The following is a 21,208-nucleotide window of genomic DNA, read 5'->3' as shown; positions in this document are numbered from 1 at the left end:
CCATCAGCTTTATTGTCTTCTCTTTCTGCTTCTTTTGGCGGGCGTATACTTTTGAGTCTGGAATGGACTTTTCCAGCGCATCATGGCCACAGTTTGTACAAGGGATAGCGATTGCCTGTTTTATCATGCCACTCAATGTGATTATTTTATCTGATATCCCTCAGGAAAAGGTCGCTTCAGCGGGGAGTTTGTTTAACTTCTTCCGAACCCTGGCTATATCGATAGGTACATCGTTAACCAATACATTATGGTCTCAACGTGAAGCTGTTCATCATTCACAACTAACTGAAAATATCACACAAAATAACTTTCTCGTTGATTTAGCCTATCAGGATATCAAGCTACTAGGATTATCTGACCTACAGGCAACTATTTTTCTGGCGAAGAAAATCACCAACCAGAGTTTAATTCTGGCAGCCAATGAAATTTTTTGGCTCTTTGGTTTTATTTTTCTGTCACTAATTTTGATTCTTTGGTTAGCCAGATCGAATTTATCATCTACATAACCTGAAGATTTACCCCTTTTTCATGAGGAAGTTGTTCTTCGGTAATACTATGTATGCTCTGTTTATTAATATTATAGAGGCATTGAGACGTCTTACAGTTGAACTGTAAATTTTGCTGAATTATATGCTTAAGATCAGAAGGACGTATTCCATAGGCCATTTTACATGTCCGGCTAAAATGAGCGGTATCAGAAAAGCCACAGTTATTAGCGATCAACGTTAAGGAGTCGGTCATATGAATTTCCCCAATAGCATCACTTAAGCGTAACCATAACAAGTAAGCACGAAAATTAATCCCTAATTGATCACGGAAAAGATGTAAGAAACGGCTTTCAGAAAGGTAAATTTTATCAGCCACTTGACGGGATGAAATTCGCTTCACTGATAGCGATTCGATAAACGAAACTGCTTTCAAAATACGTTTATCAAACTGACAGTGGCATGGCAGGTATGGTCTAAGCAACAGGTAAACAGTGAAAGTATCCGGTTTTTCACCACAAAGAAACGACTTAACCAGATAATCTGTTATTGCCACAATGTCAGCATGCTCCAGCAAAATTACAGACAACTCTTCTGTGAGATGGCTAAATAGATGATAGTGTTCATCAATCGGTTCAATGAGCAATGTCATGCTACAGGTATTAGATGAATCCAACTTATGTATTACGTTTGAGGGAATCAGAAAACCATGAGTAGAGTGAGTTTCATTCTGTACTGATAAGGTTAACAACTCATGACGGTGTAAAGATAAGCTGAGTTGAATACAGGGATGTTGATGCCACTCAGTTGATATATTGTAAAGAAAGTTTAATTCACTAGTCGCATGTTTGTATTGCTGGATAAACTTAGGGGTAGTTGGAACATTTGATAGCATAGCTTCAATCCTTATCAACTAAGCAGTAAGTGAATGTAGTCTACCGTAATTTGCAATCGTACCTACATTAATCTCTTAGCTGATACATAGTCAATAAACAACCGTATGGAGACCCAATAATTCAACATCAAATAGGATTAATTTTTGTTTACAGTGTGTAATATTATTATAGTAATTATTTACCAATGCAAACAAAATAAAAACCTTAATTCTTTAACCTTGGCAAACCATTTATGCCAGAACAAATTCACTCACTATTTTAGTGTAACCTCTATTATTACTTGGAACTAAATTTTATTGCTTTCATTGAAATTGAAAAATAAAAAATAGCTCCTTATTATTTTATTTATACTTCTATCATTATTAATAACATAAGGATACGAATATGTCTAAAGAGTTATTTACCACAACTGTAGAGTCTGTAGGGCCTCTGAAAATGAAATGTTCCTCACGAAATTTTTCCTTCTATCTAGACGAACCAGAGCACTTGGGAGGGAAAAATGAAGCAATGACGCCTGTAGAAGCCCTACTGTCTGCTTTCGGTGCTTGTCAAAGTATGGTGGCAAAATTCTTTGCCAGTGCACATAAAATTAATCTGATTGATATTAAAATAGAACTAGAAGGTGAATTAGATCTTGATGGTATAAAAGGCATAAATAAAAACGCCAAACTGGGATTTTCAAAAATTACCTCCAAGTTTTATGTTAAAGCAGATAATACCGAACAAGAGATCCGCGATTTTATTGTTTTTGTCGAAAGTCATTGCCCTGTTCTCGATACGCTCGTTAATACGCCAGAAATTGTGACTGAGGTTTATCCGAATAAATAAACGTTTTTTATTACCCATAACTTGTCATGTTATGGGTAATATTTGGCAAGGAATTACCATCCTATATTGGCAGAAAAATCCGTTAATACCTCAACAAACTCGTCGGGATGGGAAATAAAAGGCGCATGGGCAGCGTTGCGCATCATGACGGAATGGGTTTGTGGCCATGCCCTGTCAAGTTGCGAAGCGATCTTACGCGGCACCAAACCATCAAGATGACCATAAAGACGCAGGAAAGGTAATTGAAGCTGAGACAATTCCGCCCTTAGATCTTCAGTGCGTAGGATTTCCAGACCGGCATTAAGGACATCGACGGTCGGCATCTGCTGGTTGAGTATCACTGATTTTAGTACACGGGCATCCTGACGGGCGCTGTCTGTTCCTAAGGTCTGCAAAGCCAGGAAGCGTTCGACCGTCTTCTGGAAATCGGCACTCAATTGATGTTCAAATGCGCTCAGAACCTCCGGCTTAATCCCCGGCCAGTCGCCATCAGCACTGAATTTCGGCGAAGAAGCCACGGTGACCAAACCCGCGACATGTGCCGGATGATCCAATGCAATCCGGCTGGCGACCAATCCTCCCAAAGACCAACCTAGCCACAAGGCATTTTCCGGTGCCTGTTGCCATACCCTATCGGCGATGTCCGCCAATGACATGGCCGGATACGGTTGGCTGCGCCCATATCCCGGTAAGTCCACCAGATGCAAACGAAAATGCGAAGCCAATCGCGTTTCCACTAAACGCCAAACCTCAGCGTTTAATCCCCATCCGTGCAGCATCACAAGATCACGCGGTGCTTCACCGATTGTCTGCCAAAACAACTGATCCATTGTTATTCTCTCTTTTATTTATGTGTCACCAAGGAAGGAAACTATGCTAACAATGGTTGGATACTGTTGGCTATGCCATCAAAATTTGTATTTTGCCCATCACGGAATCTGCCACATCTGCCTCCGTCACTTAAAGCGGCTGCAAAATGTCTGTCCGCGCTGTGCTCTGCCCTCGGCAACCGGCAACCTTCCCTGTGGCCGCTGCGTGAAGAATCCACCGCCGTGGCAATATTTGATCGCCATTACGGATTACATGCCACCACTAAGCCAGCTTATCCGACGGTATAAGTATCACAGTACCCCACAACTCGCGCCGGTGCTGGCACGCGTGTTCCTGCTGCATTGGCTGCAAGGCTATCGTGAAGGCCGCTGGCATAAGCCGGATAGCATACTGGGCATTCCCCTGCACAGCAGAAAGCGCTGGCAACGCGGGTTCGATCAGATTGAACTGATTACCCGTTCCCTGTCACGTTGGCTGCAATGCCCGTATCAATCCGGTTTTTTGCGCCGCTCACGTGCTACACTCTCGCAACGCGGGTTATCCGCCGCCCAAAGGAGAACCAACCTTAAGCAGGCCTTTCAGTTACAGGGCGATTTTACCGATCAACATGTCGCAATTTTCGATGATGTGATCACCACTGGCACAACGCTGCATGAGGCTTCACAGTTGTTGATTCGTGCCGGCGCTCGTTCTGTACAGGCTTGGGCAATATGCCGAACCTTGTAGTTCCTTTATAAATGGGCGTATTATAACCAACTATAACAGTCAACTATTGAGCAAATGCCATGATTAATATTACTGAAGCAGCGCAAGCACATTTTGCCAAGCTACTGGCAAATCAAGAACCGGGCACCCAGATCCGCGTTTTTGTCATTAATCCGGGAACCCCGACCGCTGAATGCGGCGTTTCCTATTGCCCACCGGATGCTGTTGAAGCCACTGACATCGAATTGAAATTTGATCAACTTTCTGCTTATGTTGATGAAATTAGTGCACCTTTCCTGGAAGAAGCCGCTATTGATTTTGTCACCGACCAACTGGGTTCTCAACTGACCCTTAAAGCCCCGAACGCCAAGATGCGCAAAGTGGAGGATGATGCACCACTGATTGATCGTGTTGAATATGTCCTGCAATCGCAGATCAATCCACAGTTGGCGGGGCATGGTGGTCGTGTCAGCCTGATGGAAATCACCGATAAAGGTTATGCTATCCTGCAATTCGGTGGTGGATGTAACGGCTGTTCAATGGTCGATGTCACGCTGAAAGAAGGGATTGAAAAGCAGCTATTACAGTTATTCCCTGAATTAAAAGGTGTGAAAGATCTGACTGAGCACCAACGCGGTGAGCATTCATATTACTGATTTTTATTCTTGTTTTAACAATTTTTCTGTTTCCAACATTTTCTATCGGTATTTCTGCGCCTTCCCAATGCTGATATTGGGAAGGTCGTCAGGTATAACCTGACGGCGATTAAGAATGAACAGATTGAAAATGAAAATTTGAGAAACGACATTGAGTATTTATGGACCATTTTCAAACAATAACGCCTGAACAGGCTTACCAACATTGGCTCGATAAAACCGCAGTCATGGTTGATATCCGCGATCCACAAAGTTTCCATGCCGGACACGCAGTCGGTGCGTTTCATCTCACCAATGAGACACTCAATCATTTTCTACAAGGCGCGGATTTTGACCAACCCGTCATGGTGATGTGCTACCACGGGCATAGCAGTCAGGGAGCAGCACAATACCTGATCAATATGGGGTTTGAGACAGTTTATAGTGTCAATGGCGGTTTTGAAGTCTGGCAAAGGGACTATCCTCACGCTGTCCATGCCCAATGAATATTTCACATACTGATTTTTAACCCTGTGCAATTCATTTCAACTTAAGGCAGAGATAAGACGAGCAATGATCCATATCACCTCAGTATCTAACCCTCGACTGGCTCAGGCCTTTATTGATTATATGGCGACGCAGGGCATTCATTTGACCATGCGCCCCACCAATGAGCCACCATTAGTTGAACTCTGGTTAGAAGACGCGAGTCAACGCAGTCAGGTTGAACGGGAACTTCGCGACTTTGCCCGCGACCCCCTGAATAAACGCTATCAGGCTGCCAGTTGGCAAACGGGTAAATCTGTCAGCCCTTTCAACTACCGCAACAACCTTAACTTGAGTACGCTAAAAAACCAGTCTGGCCCGCTGACGATTACCATCACCCTGCTCTGTATCCTCGTCTGGCTGTGGATGGCGATAGCGGGCGTGCCGGATGTCATGAAATGGCTGGCGTGGCCAGCCCACAGCGATCAGTATCTGGCGTTATGGCGCTGGCTCAGCCCTGCCCTGCTGCATTTCTCCCTGACACACCTTCTCTTTAATCTTGCATTGTGGTGGTATCTCGGCAGTCAGGTAGAGCAGAAGATTGGCACAGGCAAACTGTTTGAAATCACGATAGTCTCCGCAATTTTCAGTAGTTGGGCGCAATCCTTGTTCAGCGGATCGAATTTCGGGGGGCTGTCCGGTGTCGTCTACGCCCTGATCGGGTATGTTTGGCTGACCAGTGAAATGTCGCCCAAACTCGATACCAGCGTGTCCAGAGGGTTAATCGCTGTCTCTGTCATTTGGTTATTTGTGGGTTATTTCAATCTATTTTCATTCAATATCGCCAATGCTGCCCACGTTTCAGGGTTAATTATCGGATTATTGATGGGGCTATGGGATAATTTGCGTAAACCAAAAAAGCAATAAATTCCCCAAAAACCATAGATTTCAAGTTTCAGCATTGACTTGGAATAGAAGGGGATATTTTGGTCAACGATAATCCATCTATGCAAATATTAGGGGAATTTTGTGAAGCAAACTCAGCGACATGATGCAATAATCGAGCTAGTGCGCCTTCAAGGTTATGTCAGCACGGAGGAGTTGGTTGAACATTTTGAGGTTAGCCCGCAGACTATCCGACGTGACTTAAATGATCTCGCCGATAAAAATAAAATCCAGCGTCATCACGGCGGTGCCACGTTGCCATCCAGCTCCGTCAACACCGCTTACCATGATCGTAAGATCATGTGGTCGGATGAAAAAGCCCGCATTGCACAACAAGTTGCCACCCAAATTCCAAACGGCGCAACCCTGTTTATCGACATTGGAACCACGCCAGAGGCCGTGGCACATGCCCTGCTCAACCATCGCGATTTACGGGTTGTCACCAACAATCTCAATGTCGCAACACTGTTTATGGGCAAAGAAGACTTCCGCCTGATTTTGGCAGGGGGTGAAGTACGCTCCCGCGACGGCGGCATCATTGGTGAAGCCACACTGGATTTCATTTCCCAGTTCCGCCTTGATTTCGGCATCCTTGGGATCAGCGGCATCGATAATGATGGCTCACTACTGGAGTTCGATTACCACGAAGTGCGTACCAAGCGCGCTATTATCGAAAACTCCCGCTGTGTCATGCTGGTTGCCGACCACTCAAAATTCGGCCGCAGTGCCATGGTTAATCTCGGTAACATGAACCTGATTGATTTTTTGTTCACCGATAAAGCACCACCTGCCGGTATCCAGAAAATTATCGAACAGCACAGCGTTAAACTGGAATTGTGCTGATCGCTTCTTACACAATCGTTGCGTAATAAGAGCATAATCATGCCCCCACCTGAGGTTCGGGTGGGGTTTGCCCTCACCAATAATTCCCTCTCAAATTTGTATCCCACGAAATCCTTATTAATCTTAGAGATAAGATAGCGTTTTGTTAGCTATATCACGTGAAGGTGTTTTTTCTGAGTTAATAGTTGGCGACTGATGAATTTTTGATTACAATCCTTGAGCGAAAACGAACATTAAAGAACTGTTTCGAACATTTCAAAGGGGATGCGATGGAAACCAAAGACTTGATTATTATCGGCGGCGGCATTAACGGCGCTGGTATTGCGGCAGATGCTGCTGGCCGGGGACTTTCTGTCCTCTTGTTGGAAGGCCAAGATTTGGCCAGCGCAACGTCATCTGCCAGCTCCAAGCTGATCCACGGTGGCTTACGCTATCTGGAACATTATGAATTCCGTTTGGTCAGTGAAGCACTGGCAGAACGTGAAGTGCTTTTGAAACTGGCGCCCCACATCGCATTCCCGATGCGTTTTCGTCTGCCACATCAACCTCACCTGCGCCCGGCCTGGATGATCCGCATTGGCCTGTTCCTGTACGATAACTTAGGCAAACGTGTCAGCTTGCCTGGCAGTAAGGGGCTGAAATTTGGGACAAACTCAGTATTGAAACCCTCGATCACCCGTGGTTTTGAATACTCCGACTGTTGGGTTGACGATGCGCGTTTGGTTGTTCTGAACGCACAGGAAGTACAAAAACACGGCGGCGAAGTCCGTACCCGCACCCAAGTCACCCGCGCATGGCGTGAAAATGATCACTGGATGGTTGAAGCCAAAGACCTTAAGACCGGCGAAACCCATACTTGGCGCGCGAAAGGTTTGGTCAACGCAACCGGCCCGTGGGTGAAGAATTTCTTTGATAACGGCCTGCAACTGAAATCGCCTTACGGCATTCGTTTGATCAAAGGCAGCCATATTGTGGTGCCGCGTGTTCACGATGAACCGCAGGCTTATATTCTGCAAAATGAAGATAATCGCATTGTGTTTGTGATCCCATGGAATGACGAATTTTCCATCATCGGCACGACGGATGTTGAATACAAAGGCGATCCAAAAGAAGTCAAAATTGACGATAACGAGATCGGCTATTTGCTGAAAGTCTATAACGACCACTTCAAGAAACAACTTACCCGCAATGATGTTGTCTGGACTTACTCTGGTGTCCGCCCCCTGTGTGATGATGAATCTGATTCACCACAAGCGATCACCCGTGACTACACACTGGATGTGCAGGATGAACAAGGCCAGACACCATTACTGTCTGTATTTGGCGGTAAGCTGACGACTTATCGTAAACTGGCAGAACACGCCATGGATAAACTGGCCCAATACTACCCTAACGCGGGCAAGGCATGGACTAAAAATGGCAAGTTACCGGGTGGTGAGCTGGAAGGCTGTGATCGCGATGGTTATGCGCGTCTGCTACGTCAGCGTCACAACTGGTTGCCAGAAGGTACGGCACTGCGTTATGCCCGTACTTACGGCAGCAACAGCCAAATTATCCTGAAAAACGCAGAAGCACTGACCGATCTCGGTGAATGTTTCGGCCACGGTTTGTATGAAGCTGAACTGCGTTATTTGGCTGAACACGAATGGGTGACGCAGTCAGATGATGCTATCTGGCGCCGTACCAAACTGGGAATGTGGCTCACCGATGAACAGAAACAGCGTGTAGCGGACTGGCTGGCACAAAACGTCAAGGTTGCTTGACTGTAAGATTTATTTCGTGGAAAACGGCGATAGGAATTATCGCCGTTTTCCATTTCGCTTTATTCCTGCCATAAATTTTCGAAATCAATCATCCCTATTTTCTATTGAAATTTGCTTATTTTTTATTTCATTCCACTGGTTATTTAGCGCGCATGTTTTTGCCACCGTGATAGGATATTAGAAATCAAATCAGGAGATCTCTATGCTAAAGATTCGGGATGCAACGATAAAAGACGCTACGCGACTCTCCCAACTGCTTGAAACCAGCTATCGTTTTCACTTTTCTTATTTATGGCATGACCAGAATGAACTGGAAGAGTATATCGCAGGAGAATGTTCCATAGAGCAAATATCAACTTCATTACAATCTCCCGATCACAAATGGTTTATTGCCGAATCCCAACCTGCTATCGGTTCAAATAGAATGGCTTCAAAGACCAGCGATTCCAATATTGTTGGCCTCAGTAAAATCGTCTTAAACCAACCTGTTCCTGATAAAGATATTACTGGCATCTATTTGCATAAACTTTATCTGATGCCAACGCTAACCGGACAAAAACAGGGCGATCAATTATTTGATCATGCAGTAAAATTTGGACATGAACAGGGGCAAAAGTGGCTTTGGCTGGAAGTATTGGCGCAAAACACCTCTGCCATCAAATTTTATGTCCGAAAAGGGCTGGAATGGCAAAAGGATATTATTTTTTCCAGCCCGAAACAGCAAAGTACAATGCATATCATGGCTAAGCATCTATCCGATGAGATTCAGTAGCCAAAATTAAGGCCATTACTCCGGTTTTGCCAACGTATGTACACTCTTGTGCACCGTTTTTTCTATTCTTGCCATCTCCGATTCGTAAATTAAAAATCGAGACCGCAGATCCTGTAACTCTGCCAACTTCTCCTCTGGAGATAGAAAAGAGTATCGGATGCTATTAAATACCGCTTTTTTGATATCGGCATATTGTGGCTTGTAGTTTGTGACAAAAATTAAAAATTCATGCGTTAAGTCACTACGGAAAACCCCTGGATCATCACTTGATATCACAAAAGGCACGCCATAACGTTGATAAAGTTTTATCGGGTGCTCGTTTCCTCTCACGCCAAGAATAAAGTCATTACTCGTCAGGTTAATTTCAATCGGAATGTCCTTGTCTCTCAGTTCTTGCAGTAATGTTAATGTGTTCGCCTCCATGGCAATATCAACGCCGTGGCCGATTCGATTTGCTCCTGCAATATCTACCGCATATCGAATATGATTTGCCAGACTCTCTGGCGGAACCATTCCGCTAGCCAATTCCCCCGCATGCAGAGATAAGTGAACATCCGGAAAAAGCCTTTTTAGATAGCGAAACATCAGCATGTACAGCTTATAGTCACGAATTGCGATGTAACCGTTTTCCGGCCCGACAATATTCACACCGACAATTTTTTTACTGGCATGTGCTGCCGAAAATGCCGCATATAAACTTGAGAATACCGTAGCGCGTGGCGTATTACGAACGGCATAGGATTGGAGCCGGATACGAAATTTATCATCATCCAACCCTGAGATCGCAGCTTCTTCAGTTTGGATATAATCAGAGATGCCCTTCGCAACAAGTGGATCCTTAGCCATAAAGTCCGCATAAGGTGCCAGCGCTGCGAAAACGCGATTTTCATCGGCATCCGGATCTAACTCATCAAGCGCTTTAGCCAGATCTGGATACTTAAAAGCAGGTGCCTTTTTTAACATGATTTCCAGATACTGAACATTTTCATATTTGGCGCGATTTTTTAATTTCGCCAGCCCATCCATGAAAATTTGATGTGACAACGGACTGAAATAATTAAAGGTATCAAAAAACTGCTGATCCGGCGCCTTTTGCAAATGATAATGATTATGGAAATCTTTGTCTGACCACGCTTTCAACCATTTTCGATAGAAAGCATTGTTTGCAATGACCGCACGCTTATCGAGACAAACTGACTGATTTTTCTGGGGAAGATGATTTTTCTGCCGTGTTTCTACTTGATAAATTTCGATGTTAAGTTTTGGCTCAGATCGATCATAAATGCAGTATCCCTGATGACCAACCCAGTCAAGATAGGTTTCGGCATAGATTGCACCAGAATAATGAATATGGATATCTGCGCCTTTGGGCATCATTTTCAATGCCATTGTTAACTCTGCAATATCCGGATTATGGGTTTCAACCAGATGGTGAAAAAAGTGTGCAGTCGCTGCTTCATTTTCCTTGGCTAACGTGGTATTTACTTCATCAGCATGAGCCAGACAAGGAAATAACATCAACAAAATGATGACAATAGGTAAGGTATTCATAACCCTTTTTCCTGATTTTGATATTTGTTGAACATTATGCAAATCCAAGAAGTTTTATTAATCAAGGATAAACACATCATCCTATATAAAAAAACAAATAACAAGATGACTGTAAAGTCTAGCTCGCATGTTGTACGAACCTCTTGCCTTATGTTAATTTCATTATGATCTGCACAAAATGATTCATTACCTGATTATATATTAATATTTATAACAGCCATTTTACCCATTAATTATATTAATTAATATAATCACAAACACCTAAAAAAAATCAAAGACAATAATATATAAACAAATAAAAACACAAAATAATCACCTGAATTTAAGGCCAGATTTAAAATACAAAATATACTTTAATTATCTCTTTAATTTCTAATGGTACTAATACAAAGGAGATAAAAAATGTTCACAGTAAATTATTTTGACAGTTTTGCAGCATTAGTTCTATACGCAGCAACTATGTATGATCAATATCCGAATGACATTATGCCCCCGCCAGATCCACGCATAGAAAAAGATGGCTGGAAACTAAGAGCTTATATTTCTTGTAATTATTATTACACCTTTATGAATACCAAAACAAATAAGAAAGAACTAATATTCTCTGATGATAGAGTGAATCATGGGTATATAGCAGAGAGAATAGAAAATCCCGGAGAATACTTCGTCGCTCTCCGAGGAACCAAAACCTTTGAAGAAGCTCTAAAGGATCTCAATGTAGGGTATATACAGCCTTGGCCTGATACACCGGAGCAATCGGTCTTTGAGGGGTTTTATTCTGTGTATAAATCACTGAATCTGGTTGTTCCTGACAATACAACGGGTATTGATTACTCCCAACTCGAACTCGCAGATGCCATCACACAACTTATCGGCGTAGCTAGCTGTTGTACGATATCAGGTCATAGCCTTGGCGCTGCGGTGGTAACTTATCTCATGAGAGATATCTACAATAAAGCCCCTTATTATAGGTCTTGCTTATTTGCCAGCCCAAACGTAGGAAATGATGAATTTGTTGAATATGTTAGTGAACACTTTAAGGATTACAACGTTCTTAATTATATCAATGATCTCATTCCTGAACTTCCGCCTAATTCCGAACAGCTACCAAATGTCATTACACTGTATCCGAGAGACGATGTGATAATTGATGATTCAATTACTTGCAAACATACTATACTGACTTACCTTGCTTTAATAAATAAATATAAATTTTTCGACGTGCTTGATGGAGATTATCCGATAGATCAGGCAACATGGAATGAGTGTCTAAGGGTGTCATTACAGGAAGAAATGACTAAATAATAAAAATAGTGAACATCATCTTTATGATTATGGGACTTCCTTACGCCTCGCAACGCGAGGCGTAAGGAAGTGAACTATGATTTTTAAATGTTATAGATAAATAAGCATCTGAAAATATAAACAAGATTTATTATTAGATATGACAATAAAAAACCAAAAGCTGATCCTTTTAAATAAGATCCACTCTATAAGATATTTTATTGATTCATGTAAGAATAAGGTGCAGAATATAGCCTAATTATCATGGGGCGTGATAAATAGCGCAGCAAAAATCACTAACAATACAGAAAAATACAGTGCGCAGACAGAGATAATCCCTCCATCTTCCCTATATTCTCCCATAATAGCAATTTTTATATATTCAATAAAAAATTTAAATATATATTCAAAATATTGATAATATTAGACTTTATCATTTTTTAAATTTTCATTTTTTTCTCAATTGTGATATTAATCCCCTTTCTTTAATTCGCTTATTGCGATTTATGTTCAAATTTATGAAAATAAATAGTGATGGATAAATACTTGTAATGATGAGTCAAACATTCATTAAGAAAGAAGGGATCGCGCAGTCATTTCTGGCTCGTTATCTCCTCTCTGAACAATGTGGTAACCGCCTAAAAACCATAGAATTGCTGTCTAAAGAATGTGGATTGTCGGTGGGCTTAATGCAAGCAGCATTAAAATCGCTTGAACAGGCACAGGCGGTTGGCATTAAGCGTCGTGGCCGTAATGGTAGCTTTCTTGCGCAGATAAACCACAAATTACTCTTGGAATATGCCGATATCGGCAATGTGGTCTGTGCAATGCCGCTCCCTTATACCCGTGCTTATGAAGGGCTGGCAAGTGGCTTAAAAGCATTGTGTGCAAGCATTCCTTTTTACTTTGCACATATGCGTGGTTCGGATATCCGCATAGAATGTTTACTGAACGGCGTTTACGACTTGGCAGTAACATCAAGACTTGCCGCAGAGCAACACCCAGAACATAAAGATCTATATATTGCGCTTTCACTAGGGACACAAAGTTATACAGACAGGCATAGGTTAATCTTTCGTCACGGCGAAATGGACACGATCCGCCGCGTTGGGTTAGACAGTACCTCAGCAGACCAAAAAATAATGACAAAGCAATATTTTGCGGGAAAAAAGATTGAACTGGTCGAGGTTTCCTATCATGAGTGCCTAAATCAAATTATTAAAGGGCACATTGATGCAGCCATCTGGAACGTTGGACAAGGCCATGAACTCATCGCACAGGGCCTGATGACCCTGCTTCCCGATGACAGTGAATGTTTTATTAAAGCATCTGAAGCCGTTATCCTTGTCCGCAAGGACAATATTCCTATCCAGCAACTCCTGCATACTATGGTTGATCGGGATCTGTTGCTGATCCATCAACAAAACGTCGTCGCTGGCATTATCGAACCCGTTTATTGAAATTCGATCAGCCAAAATAACTTATTGATTAACACCGATATATAACAAAAAGCAATGATAGAACAACGGTTAACTATCCTGCTGCAAGGTGGCGTTATTGATCAAGATATCCACGATAGCATGCTGGATGTTGTGCATGTTCTGGAAGATATCTGGTTCATCCCTATCCGTCATCCACAAGGTGAAATGGCGCTCACCCACATGGCTAGTGCTTTCATGCGCTCACGTCGTGGCGAAATAGTTTTCCCGTTGGATAAGGAAATATCGGCAAAACTTAAGCAATCTGAATACTACGATCAATTACTCACCGTTCATCACTCCCTCACCGAAAAATTTACAATTACTCTACATCCCAATGAAGAAGGCTATCTGTTAGCCAATTTATATGGTTTAATGTTTTCACTCGAAAGAGATTAGCTTCTGATTCCTATATAAATATTCAAAAAAATGAAGATTTATCCAGACAAAAAATTTGGCTTTTCGCACAGCTTTGCTGCTTTGCAACATGAAGGGAGTCCTATGTTTATTGAGGCATTAAAGAAACAAAACCCCAAATTGATTGAAGTTGCAAAAGACCTTTGGCAACAAGGTGCCATCTTGCCAGATACCTACCTCATTGATGTTGATCAGGTTTTGGATAATGGCCGGCGTTTGCTGCAAACTGCGGGGCAGTATGGCATCGAGCTCTATTTAATGACCAAACAATTTGGGCGTAACCCGTGGCTGACACAAAAATTGATTGAACTCGGTTATCGCGGCGTTGTGGCTGTCGATTTCAGGGAAGCCTACAGTTTGAGCCAGCATGGTATACCACTGTGCCACATCGGTCACTTGGTGCAGACCCCAACCCATTTAATCGAAACTATGCTCAAGCGGGAACCGAACATCATCACCGTATTTTCCCTTGAAAAAGCACAAGCGATTTCGGATATCGCGGAGAAATTGGGGAAAATTCAGCCCATCATGCTGAAAATATTTGATAAAAGAGACATCGCCTTTCCCGGCCAAGAGGCAGGTATTCCCTTTCATGAACTCGATACCGTCGTGGATGCCTTAAAGGGAATGTCAGGCATTAAATTGAGCGGACTAACGCATTTTCCTTGTCTGTCATGGGATCCTCGCTATCAGATAACCTTACCCACCATCAATTTGCTCACTCTCATTCGTGCGCGAAACCGACTGGAACAGCTCGGCATCACACTTTCGCAAATCAATGCCCCGGCCGCCTCAAGCTGCAATACCATACCATTATTGGCCAGATACGGCGCCACCCATCTGGAACCCGGCCATGCTTTGACCGGAACCATTCCCGCCAACTTCTGTGGTCGGGAGCCGGAACAGATTGCGATGGCCTATCTCACAGAAATATCCCATCACCAAGATGGTAATAGTTACTGCTATGGGGGCGGCTACTATAAACGCGGGCATATGAAACAGGCGTTGGTTTTTCCTGAACGTCCCCTATCTTCTGGCATCATCCCCACTAAAAAAGCACGCATACTGCGCTTGGGGGAGTCCTGCATTGACTACCACCTCCCATTGTCCGGCATTCATCCTATTGGCAGCCCGGTACTTATGTGTTTTCGCGCCCAAATTTTCACAACGCGCAGTGATGTCGCCCTCGTTTCAGGTATTCAGTCTGGTTCTCCAAAACTTGAAGGCATTTATGACAGTCAAGGCAATTGGAAAAATGATGGCTATGCTAAATAATCCCTCAACAAGGGCATTACAGATAATATTATTCCAGCATTAAATAATGTTATTTTCGCTATCGTGGATTTACCGCATGATCCGGCGAACCCTATTTTATAAAATACTAAGCCTCACCCAGCATTGATGCCGTTGAAGGTTAATGATCACTTGAGCGTAAAAGCAAATAACTTGATTGACGTTTCAGGCTACACCTATGTCCATGAACATTTGCATATCGACCTCTCTGATGCGAAAGGAAGCCTCGATTGTCGGTTGGATCAATACGATCTGATCGCAGAAGAACTTCGTCACCTCTACACCCTTGGGGTAAGAAATATCGTGGAGATGACCAATCGTTACATGGGGCGCAATGCGGCTTTTCTGCTGGATCTGATGCGTGATACCCGCATCAATATCATTGCCTCGACCGGCTATTATAAACAACCTTTCTTCCCTGCCCACTTCAATGAGTTGAGTGTACAGGCAATCGCCGATGACATGATCGCTGAAATCGAAACGGGCATTGATGGCACCGAATTAAAAGCCGGGGTGATTGCAGAAATCGGCTCCAGTCTCGACCACATCACAGCAGATGAGCAAAAGGTGTTTGCAGCGGCGGCATTGGCACATCAGATGACAGGCTGCCCCATTTCCACCCACACCACATTAAGCACCATGGGACGTGAACAGTTGGCGCTGCTGCAAGCGTTTGGTGTTTCCCCCGAATATGTGGCGATCGGCCACTGTGATCTGAGAGATAACTTAAACACCATTATTCCGCTGCTGGAAGCCGGGGCATGGGTGCAATTCGACACGATCGGCAAGAATAATTATTACCCCGACCATCGACGCATTGCCATGTTGCAGGAGGTTGCCAAACGCGGGCTGCTTGATCGGGTAATGCTTTCCCAAGATATCACCCGCCGATCTCATTTAAAAAGCAATGGGGGAAATGGCTTCGATTATCTGTTAACGGTATTCGTTCCCAAGTTGCTGGAAGCGGGTTTTTCCCAAAAACAGACAGACCAAATGCTGCGTGATAATCCGGCACGATTTTTCCAGGTTTTCAAAAAGCAATCCGATATGAAGAAACAAAGAGAGGGATAACAACATGAAATTTGTCGTTGGTGGGCAAATAGAGAAAGAGGCAATTGCCGAAGAAATTCGACGATTGGCGGGAGATAAAGCCATTTCCGTGACAATCATGAATGACATTGAAGCGGCGATGGCAATTAAAAATGGCGAAGCAGACTATTACTTTGGCGCATGCAATACCGGTGGCGGAGGCGCTCTGGCCATGGCCATTGCCCTTATCGGGCTGGATCAATGTGCGACCCTCGGAATGCCGGGAAAAATCCTGTCTAATAACGAGATCATTGCCCATGTGAAAGCCGGCAAGAAGGCATTTGGTTTCACGGGGCAGGATATTGATATCGTCTTGCCGATAATCATAGGCACCATCATCTCACTGTAAGGAGGCTATCATGCAACATTTCCATGATTTCCTGCTGAGATTGATGGAAGTTGACCCATTTAAAGCGGGATTATTGGCAGTCATTGGTGCCATTGCCGCGATGATGGCAAACCGTGGTATCGCCGTTTTCCATGATGGCCTGCGCCCACTTTTGCCGGAATACCTTGAAGGCCGCATGAGCCGCAAGGCACTCGCCGCGACCAGTTTCGCCCTGAGCATTGGCTTGGTTGTCGGTTTCGGCATCCCCTTTTCACTCACCGCCCCCATTGTCTTGGTTCACAGCCTGTTACTCGGTACAGACATGATAGGGATTTGGTGTGCCAACAGCCGGAAAGGCTTTATCGCTTCCGGCATCATTGGTGCCCTCTATGCCATCGCCTTACTGGCCGGCCTGCGTTCCGTGGTGGAACTGTTTGCCATGCTGCCCGTCAATTTCACCGATGACCTCAAGAAAGTAGGCGATCCGATTGTCGCCTGTTTTGCCCTGTTTCCTGCGATGGTCGTCGGCTACCAATATGGCTATCGCAAAGGGCTGTTGGTCATGTTCACCGCGCTGGCCGGCTATCTGGCCACCAAAGCCATTGGCCCATTGAGCTTTGGCGGCATGATCGAAAAACCTGTCAGCGTTGACCCTAACGGTGCCGCACTCTTACTGTCGATGATTGCCATGTTCTATTTTGCCATGCGTGAACGTCCAACACAGCCAGCGGAGCAAAAAGGCGCCAATGAAGTCTTGGTCGGCCTGTTTTCAACCCGCATAGAACGTATTCAGAAAAACAAATGGCTGTTGATCCTGTGCGGCGGCCTGACCGCCAGTGCAGCGACCATGTCTTTTAGCTTGCTGGCGGAAGGCCCTGTTTCCCTCCAACTGATGGCTCAAGGTGAGCAGACCAATGCCTTACTGGTCGCACTGGCACGTGCCATCAGCTTTATTCCATTAGTGGGCACAACGGCGATAGCCACCGGTGTTTATAGCCCGAATGGCATGAAATTTGTGTTTGTGGCCGGGCTGGCAACTAACAACCCGTGGATTGCCTTTGTCGCGGGCGGTATCACCATGTTCGTTGAAATTCAGCTACTGGCAAAAATCGCCATCTGGCTGGATAAATACCCTGGGGTTAAAGCATGCAGCGGACATATTCGTACCGCGATCACCAAAATGCTCGAAGTTGCCTTGCTGGTTGGTGCCATGATTGCTTCCAACGCAATTCTGCCGGGGATGGGCTTTATGATTGTGGCGGGTATTTACCTACTTAACCGCACATCCAAACGTCCTTTAGTTGAAATGGCGATCGGCCCAATCGCAACCATCATGGTGGGCATTTTTGCCAACATGCTCTTTTTGCTGGGAATCAAATAAGAAAATGCAAACCTGTCCATTGCAAAGTATGACGATGGCACAAGCACAGCAGCAGCAATTCAGGCTGGTCGATATCATCTGTCGTCACTTTCCGGGTGCTGATTTTCTTTCGCAGGGTGATCTGGGCTTAGTCCCAGATCTACACCAACCCCGAATGACCCGACGCATTGAGGCGGTGATTGCAGAATTTTTTGGCGCCGAAGCCGCCGCTTTTGTTAATGGAGCAGGAACCGGCGCCTTGCGCGCGGGGCTGGCCGCCTTGGTCAGCGCCAATTCAACGTTACTGGTGCATAACGCACCCATTTATCCCACGACCAAAACGTCAATTGAACAAATGGGACTGCGTGTCGTGCAGGCAGATTTCAACCACCCGGAGCAAATGGTGGCAGCCATTCAGCAATACCAACCCGCAGCCAGCCTTGTGCAGCATACCCGCCAGCAGATGTCTGACCGTTATTCCCTGCAAGCCGTCATCGACACCCTGAATCAACATGCCATTCCTTCGCTGGTCGATGACAACTACGCCGCCATGAAAGTGGCACACATTGGCTGTCAGTATGGCGCAACCCTTTCCACCTTCTCGTGCTTCAAGTTATTGGGGCCACAAGGTGTTGGAATGGTGGCAGGAAAACAAGCAGCCATTGATAACCTGCGCCACAGCATGTACTCCGGTGGTTGTCAGATACAAGGTTATCAGGCAATGGCGGCCTTGCGAGGGATGGTCTTCGCACCGGTTATGCACGCCATACAAGCGCAAGTGAATGACGAACTGGTGACCCGTTTAAATCAAGGGGAGTTGCCACAAGTAAAACACGCCTTTCTCGCTAATGCCCAATCAAAAGTGTTATTAGTCGAATTTCACGAACCGATTGCAGAAAAAGTCCTCACCACAGCCCATACACTGGGCGCACTGCCTTACCCGGTCGGCGCAGAGTCAAAATTTGAAATCCCGCCCCTGTTTTACCGCATTTCCGGCACCTTCCGCCAAACCGATCCCACTCTGGAAAAACGAATGATCCGCATCAACCCCAACCGTAGCGGCGCAGATACCGTTATGCGTATTTTACGGGAAAGTTGTTTGTTGGAATAAAAACTGTTGGTTGAAATATAAATAATTAAATAGATAAATTATCTATTCGCGTGACTTAATTTCTGGTGTTTTCTGGTAGGGAGAATTAAACGTCTTTTTATTTAAAATTACGCGTTATTGATGAGTTATTAGGGATTTATGCTTTTTATTATGTGATTGAGATGGACATTTTTTGTGTAAAATTGTCATATAATAACCTAATGATTAACAATAAGGTTTTTTCGTATGGATGACAAAGAAGAATTGATGCAGAAAATAAGTAACGCATTAACCCATAGCCCGGCCAGATCAGAAGATAAACTGGCTGTGATGATGATGTTTTGTTTTCAACTATTGTCATCAGCTCAGGCTGACGGGATAAACATGCGGGTTTCGGATGGCAGGGTTTTATCATTAAAGTTTGAATCAGGTAATTTGACACATTAAATTTAGCTTATAGGAAAGTGAAATGGATAAATTTTCAAATATTTTTGTTGATGGGGTCATGGTTTATGATGGAGAATTAAAACCATTATCTCAAACGGATGAGTACAGAAGAAAAAAATATTCTGACATTGAAAGGAAATATTCCAATATGTCATCTGATATAGCAATAAAAATATGTGATGATGAGGAGTATTATGCCCTGTTAACTCATGAAGAGATGGTTGATGCCGTAAAAAATTATTGTGGTAGTAATCCAAACTCATCATGGAAAGATAGTTTTTTTTCAGTTTCGGATTTTGTAACAACTTATACAGGCAGTCTATTAGATGGATATGCCTTTATGCGTTTGGCAAATGAATTAAGTAGCAATTTTGGTGTAAGAGTAACTGAATATATCGATAGATATGGTAATAGAAGTATAAAGCTGACAGGGCGTACCGGAGTTAGAAAATTTTTAAATGCTGCAAAATATAAAGCAAATCATTGGAAGATGATAGATATAGGTATAGGAACACAAGCAATGCGTTCTGGCGTAATTACAGTTTCTAGAAGGGTTCTTATTATTTCTGCCCTGTATAGATCAGTGGAATTACTATTTAGAGATGATTATGATATTTATGATTTTTTCGGAAATATTACAATGGATGTAGCGAAAACTGCGGTTGGAGCTTTGGCAGGTATAGGTTTTGCAGTTGGTGCTGGTATTTTTTTGGCAGGTGGTGCTGTTGCTTTAGGAATTTCTGCTGTGGCATTCATGGTTGGTGCCGGTGTGACTTGGATACTATATGAGCTTGATGATCGTTATAAAATTAGTAATAAATTGATAAACTACATGCGTGAAAAAGAGCTAGCTGAAGCTGATAAATTAGATTATCGTAAACAGCCATTCGGTTATCCTTATCCACGAATAAAATAACCGTTTAATAATAAAGAGGACTAGATGGATAATAAAAACAGACTAATTGCAGCAATCAGTTCACTTTCATTGTTTTTAATGATAAATGTTGCTCTCTTTTTTTCCATAGATGAACTTTTGTTAGTTTATCATCTTTCAGATGTTGTTGTGTTTTCATGGAGGATGCCGGCAATATTATTTTCTTATCCTCTAGTATGTTATTTTTGCATTGCTATATTTTATTATTTGTTTTTTTTAAAAATGCCAAAAAACAATGATTCAATTTTTAAGATTCTCACTTTTATTGGGGTTTTTGGTATTGCTATTAGTTTCCCAATGTCGTGGTATGCTGACTTAAAATTAAAAGAATATGGATATGTGACTTGCTATAAAAAATCATTTAACGCACCAAGTAAATATGTAAAAAATGAAAATCTATGTAACTAAGCATATATCTAATATATTCTTATGAATATTTTTAATAAACTCGGCCTTCCCATATACTATATGCGGAAGTTCCCGATGTTACATGACTCCATGATATAGATTTATAATTTAATGTCACCTTTTCATATGGCATCATATCATGATCATTTATAAAATCCTGATAGGTGCAAGATATATTATCAATAGTTTTCCATGTTATTTTTACTTGGTGAAATAGTTATAACAACGGATTAAATCCATTAGAAATCTATATCGGGGAACGTGTTGCTTATTAGTTGAATCCAGCCTTAGTTCCTTTCCTAAACGAAGTTCAGGTTAATTATGGATTTATGCTTTTTAT

The 21,208-nt window shown here is 43.3% G+C and carries 22 protein-coding genes and 1 pseudogene; 20 read left to right on the top strand and 3 right to left on the bottom strand.

Going from position 1 to position 21,208, the window contains the following annotated elements; genetic code table 11:
* A pseudogene (locus PSI17_RS12580) lies at nt 1-506 on the top strand (MFS transporter); the annotation flags it as partial.
* Here the strand turns inward: PSI17_RS12580 and PSI17_RS12575 are convergent.
* On the bottom strand, nt 499-1,380 hold the full coding sequence (locus PSI17_RS12575; RefSeq protein ID WP_273552296.1) for a helix-turn-helix transcriptional regulator: 882 nt from the start codon (nt 1,378-1,380) through the stop codon (nt 499-501). The pseudogene PSI17_RS12580 and the gene PSI17_RS12575 sit on opposite strands and share 8 nt — an antisense overlap.
* 385 nt (nt 1,381-1,765) lie before the next feature.
* On the opposite strand from PSI17_RS12575, the gene PSI17_RS12570 reads away from it, so the two are divergent.
* Nucleotides 1,766-2,209 carry an OsmC family protein gene (locus tag PSI17_RS12570; protein WP_273552295.1) on the top strand — a complete coding sequence of 148 codons (444 nt, stop codon included), beginning with the start codon at nt 1,766-1,768 and terminating at the stop codon, nt 2,207-2,209.
* 53 nt (nt 2,210-2,262) lie between these two features.
* Here the strand turns inward: PSI17_RS12570 and bioH are convergent, their stop codons facing one another.
* Complete coding sequence (gene bioH, locus PSI17_RS12565) at nt 2,263-3,039, bottom strand: pimeloyl-ACP methyl ester esterase BioH (RefSeq protein ID WP_273552294.1); 777 nt, start codon at nt 3,037-3,039, stop codon at nt 2,263-2,265.
* A 43-nt stretch (nt 3,040-3,082) separates the two neighbouring features.
* Here bioH and gntX point away from each other — a divergent pair, with 43 nt between their 5' ends.
* The 7 genes from gntX to PSI17_RS12530 all read left to right on the top strand — a co-directional run bounded on the left by gntX (nt 3,083) and on the right by PSI17_RS12530 (nt 9,189).
* On the top strand, nt 3,083-3,766 hold the full coding sequence (gene gntX / locus PSI17_RS12560) for a DNA utilization protein GntX (protein WP_273552293.1): 684 nt from the start codon (nt 3,083-3,085) through the stop codon (nt 3,764-3,766).
* Nucleotides 3,767-3,825: 59 nt separating this feature from the next.
* Entirely contained in the window at nt 3,826-4,401 is a 576-nt protein-coding gene (gene nfuA / locus PSI17_RS12555) for a Fe-S biogenesis protein NfuA (protein WP_273552292.1), read from the top strand.
* A gap of 161 nt (nt 4,402-4,562) precedes the next feature.
* On the top strand, nt 4,563-4,886 hold the full coding sequence (gene glpE / locus PSI17_RS12550; RefSeq protein ID WP_273552291.1) for a thiosulfate sulfurtransferase GlpE: 324 nt from the start codon (nt 4,563-4,565) through the stop codon (nt 4,884-4,886).
* A 67-nt stretch (nt 4,887-4,953) separates the two neighbouring features.
* Nucleotides 4,954-5,793, top strand: a complete 840-nt coding sequence (gene glpG, locus PSI17_RS12545; RefSeq protein ID WP_273552290.1) for a rhomboid family intramembrane serine protease GlpG — start codon at nt 4,954-4,956, stop codon at nt 5,791-5,793.
* A 102-nt stretch (nt 5,794-5,895) separates the two neighbouring features.
* The gene (locus PSI17_RS12540; protein ID WP_273552289.1) at nt 5,896-6,654 is read left to right on the top strand and encodes a DeoR/GlpR family transcriptional regulator; all 759 of its coding nucleotides are present in this window, start codon (nt 5,896-5,898) and stop codon (nt 6,652-6,654) included.
* A gap of 269 nt (nt 6,655-6,923) precedes the next feature.
* Nucleotides 6,924-8,417, top strand: a complete 1,494-nt coding sequence (gene glpD / locus PSI17_RS12535; protein WP_273552288.1) for a glycerol-3-phosphate dehydrogenase — start codon at nt 6,924-6,926, stop codon at nt 8,415-8,417.
* Between the two features lie 202 nt (nt 8,418-8,619).
* Nucleotides 8,620-9,189, top strand: coding sequence for a GNAT family N-acetyltransferase (locus PSI17_RS12530; protein ID WP_273552287.1), 570 nt, complete (start codon nt 8,620-8,622; stop codon nt 9,187-9,189).
* A gap of 15 nt (nt 9,190-9,204) precedes the next feature.
* Here PSI17_RS12530 and PSI17_RS12525 read toward each other — a convergent pair whose 3' ends face one another.
* Nucleotides 9,205-10,740 carry an adenosine deaminase family protein gene (locus tag PSI17_RS12525; protein ID WP_273552286.1) on the bottom strand — a complete coding sequence of 512 codons (1,536 nt, stop codon included), beginning with the start codon at nt 10,738-10,740 and terminating at the stop codon, nt 9,205-9,207.
* A gap of 402 nt (nt 10,741-11,142) precedes the next feature.
* Here PSI17_RS12525 and PSI17_RS12520 point away from each other — a divergent pair, with 402 nt between their 5' ends.
* The 11 genes from PSI17_RS12520 (at nt 11,143) to PSI17_RS12470 (ending at nt 20,868) form a co-directional block, all read left to right on the top strand.
* A complete protein-coding gene (locus tag PSI17_RS12520; RefSeq protein WP_273552285.1) occupies nt 11,143-12,045 on the top strand; it encodes a lipase family protein in 903 nt (300 codons plus the stop codon).
* Nucleotides 12,046-12,575: 530 nt separating this feature from the next.
* The gene (yhfZ, locus tag PSI17_RS12515; protein WP_273552284.1) at nt 12,576-13,484 is read left to right on the top strand and encodes a GntR family transcriptional regulator YhfZ; all 909 of its coding nucleotides are present in this window, start codon (nt 12,576-12,578) and stop codon (nt 13,482-13,484) included.
* 54 nt (nt 13,485-13,538) lie between these two features.
* Nucleotides 13,539-13,901 carry a PRD domain-containing protein gene (locus PSI17_RS12510; RefSeq protein ID WP_273552283.1) on the top strand — a complete coding sequence of 121 codons (363 nt, stop codon included), beginning with the start codon at nt 13,539-13,541 and terminating at the stop codon, nt 13,899-13,901.
* A 102-nt stretch (nt 13,902-14,003) separates the two neighbouring features.
* Nucleotides 14,004-15,194 carry a YhfX family PLP-dependent enzyme gene (locus tag PSI17_RS12505; RefSeq protein WP_273552282.1) on the top strand — a complete coding sequence of 397 codons (1,191 nt, stop codon included), beginning with the start codon at nt 14,004-14,006 and terminating at the stop codon, nt 15,192-15,194.
* A gap of 126 nt (nt 15,195-15,320) precedes the next feature.
* Nucleotides 15,321-16,283 (top strand): phosphotriesterase-related protein, encoded by a 963-nt coding sequence (locus PSI17_RS12500; protein WP_443256028.1) that lies wholly within the window; start codon nt 15,321-15,323, stop codon nt 16,281-16,283.
* Nucleotides 16,284-16,287: 4 nt separating this feature from the next.
* Nucleotides 16,288-16,650, top strand: coding sequence for a DUF2620 domain-containing protein (locus PSI17_RS12495; protein WP_273552280.1), 363 nt, complete (start codon nt 16,288-16,290; stop codon nt 16,648-16,650).
* 10 nt (nt 16,651-16,660) lie between these two features.
* A complete protein-coding gene (locus tag PSI17_RS12490) occupies nt 16,661-18,010 on the top strand; it encodes a YhfT family protein (protein ID WP_273552279.1) in 1,350 nt (449 codons plus the stop codon).
* A gap of 4 nt (nt 18,011-18,014) precedes the next feature.
* A complete protein-coding gene (locus PSI17_RS12485; RefSeq protein WP_273552278.1) occupies nt 18,015-19,100 on the top strand; it encodes an aminotransferase class V-fold PLP-dependent enzyme in 1,086 nt (361 codons plus the stop codon).
* A gap of 225 nt (nt 19,101-19,325) precedes the next feature.
* The gene (locus PSI17_RS12480) at nt 19,326-19,526 is read left to right on the top strand and encodes a hypothetical protein (protein WP_273552277.1); all 201 of its coding nucleotides are present in this window, start codon (nt 19,326-19,328) and stop codon (nt 19,524-19,526) included.
* Nucleotides 19,527-19,548: 22 nt separating this feature from the next.
* The gene (locus PSI17_RS12475) at nt 19,549-20,442 is read left to right on the top strand and encodes a hypothetical protein (protein WP_273552276.1); all 894 of its coding nucleotides are present in this window, start codon (nt 19,549-19,551) and stop codon (nt 20,440-20,442) included.
* A gap of 24 nt (nt 20,443-20,466) precedes the next feature.
* Nucleotides 20,467-20,868: a DUF1240 domain-containing protein gene (locus PSI17_RS12470; protein ID WP_273552275.1), complete on the top strand. Its 402-nt coding sequence runs from the start codon at nt 20,467-20,469 to the stop codon at nt 20,866-20,868.
* The last annotated feature ends 340 nt before the right edge of the window (nt 20,869-21,208 follow it).

The sequence above is a fragment of the Xenorhabdus sp. IM139775 genome, from assembly GCF_028598745.1.
Taxonomy (GTDB): Bacteria; Pseudomonadota; Gammaproteobacteria; order Enterobacterales; family Enterobacteriaceae; genus Xenorhabdus.
Note: the sequence above shows the minus strand (reverse complement) of the source record. Positions and strands in the feature narration are given on the sequence as shown.

Bases quoted from the DNA above. Each gene is read 5' to 3' on its own strand.
- PSI17_RS12575 (WP_273552296.1), bottom strand. From the start codon at position 1,380: ATGCTATCAAATGTTCCAACTACCCCTAAGTTTATCCAGCAATACAAA.
- PSI17_RS12570 (WP_273552295.1), top strand. From the start codon at position 1,766: ATGTCTAAAGAGTTATTTACCACAACTGTAGAGTCTGTAGGGCCTCTG.
- bioH (WP_273552294.1), bottom strand. From the start codon at position 3,039: ATGGATCAGTTGTTTTGGCAGACAATCGGTGAAGCACCGCGTGATCTT.
- gntX (WP_273552293.1), top strand. From the start codon at position 3,083: ATGCTAACAATGGTTGGATACTGTTGGCTATGCCATCAAAATTTGTAT.
- nfuA (WP_273552292.1), top strand. From the start codon at position 3,826: ATGATTAATATTACTGAAGCAGCGCAAGCACATTTTGCCAAGCTACTG.
- glpE (WP_273552291.1), top strand. From the start codon at position 4,563: ATGGACCATTTTCAAACAATAACGCCTGAACAGGCTTACCAACATTGG.
- glpG (WP_273552290.1), top strand. From the start codon at position 4,954: ATGATCCATATCACCTCAGTATCTAACCCTCGACTGGCTCAGGCCTTT.
- glpD (WP_273552288.1), top strand. From the start codon at position 6,924: ATGGAAACCAAAGACTTGATTATTATCGGCGGCGGCATTAACGGCGCT.
- PSI17_RS12530 (WP_273552287.1), top strand. From the start codon at position 8,620: ATGCTAAAGATTCGGGATGCAACGATAAAAGACGCTACGCGACTCTCC.
- PSI17_RS12525 (WP_273552286.1), bottom strand. From the start codon at position 10,740: ATGAATACCTTACCTATTGTCATCATTTTGTTGATGTTATTTCCTTGT.
- PSI17_RS12520 (WP_273552285.1), top strand. From the start codon at position 11,143: ATGTTCACAGTAAATTATTTTGACAGTTTTGCAGCATTAGTTCTATAC.
- yhfZ (WP_273552284.1), top strand. From the start codon at position 12,576: ATGATGAGTCAAACATTCATTAAGAAAGAAGGGATCGCGCAGTCATTT.
- PSI17_RS12510 (WP_273552283.1), top strand. From the start codon at position 13,539: ATGATAGAACAACGGTTAACTATCCTGCTGCAAGGTGGCGTTATTGAT.
- PSI17_RS12505 (WP_273552282.1), top strand. From the start codon at position 14,004: ATGTTTATTGAGGCATTAAAGAAACAAAACCCCAAATTGATTGAAGTT.
- PSI17_RS12500 (WP_443256028.1), top strand. From the start codon at position 15,321: ATGCCGTTGAAGGTTAATGATCACTTGAGCGTAAAAGCAAATAACTTG.
- PSI17_RS12495 (WP_273552280.1), top strand. From the start codon at position 16,288: ATGAAATTTGTCGTTGGTGGGCAAATAGAGAAAGAGGCAATTGCCGAA.
- PSI17_RS12490 (WP_273552279.1), top strand. From the start codon at position 16,661: ATGCAACATTTCCATGATTTCCTGCTGAGATTGATGGAAGTTGACCCA.
- PSI17_RS12485 (WP_273552278.1), top strand. From the start codon at position 18,015: ATGCAAACCTGTCCATTGCAAAGTATGACGATGGCACAAGCACAGCAG.
- PSI17_RS12480 (WP_273552277.1), top strand. From the start codon at position 19,326: ATGGATGACAAAGAAGAATTGATGCAGAAAATAAGTAACGCATTAACC.
- PSI17_RS12475 (WP_273552276.1), top strand. From the start codon at position 19,549: ATGGATAAATTTTCAAATATTTTTGTTGATGGGGTCATGGTTTATGAT.
- PSI17_RS12470 (WP_273552275.1), top strand. From the start codon at position 20,467: ATGGATAATAAAAACAGACTAATTGCAGCAATCAGTTCACTTTCATTG.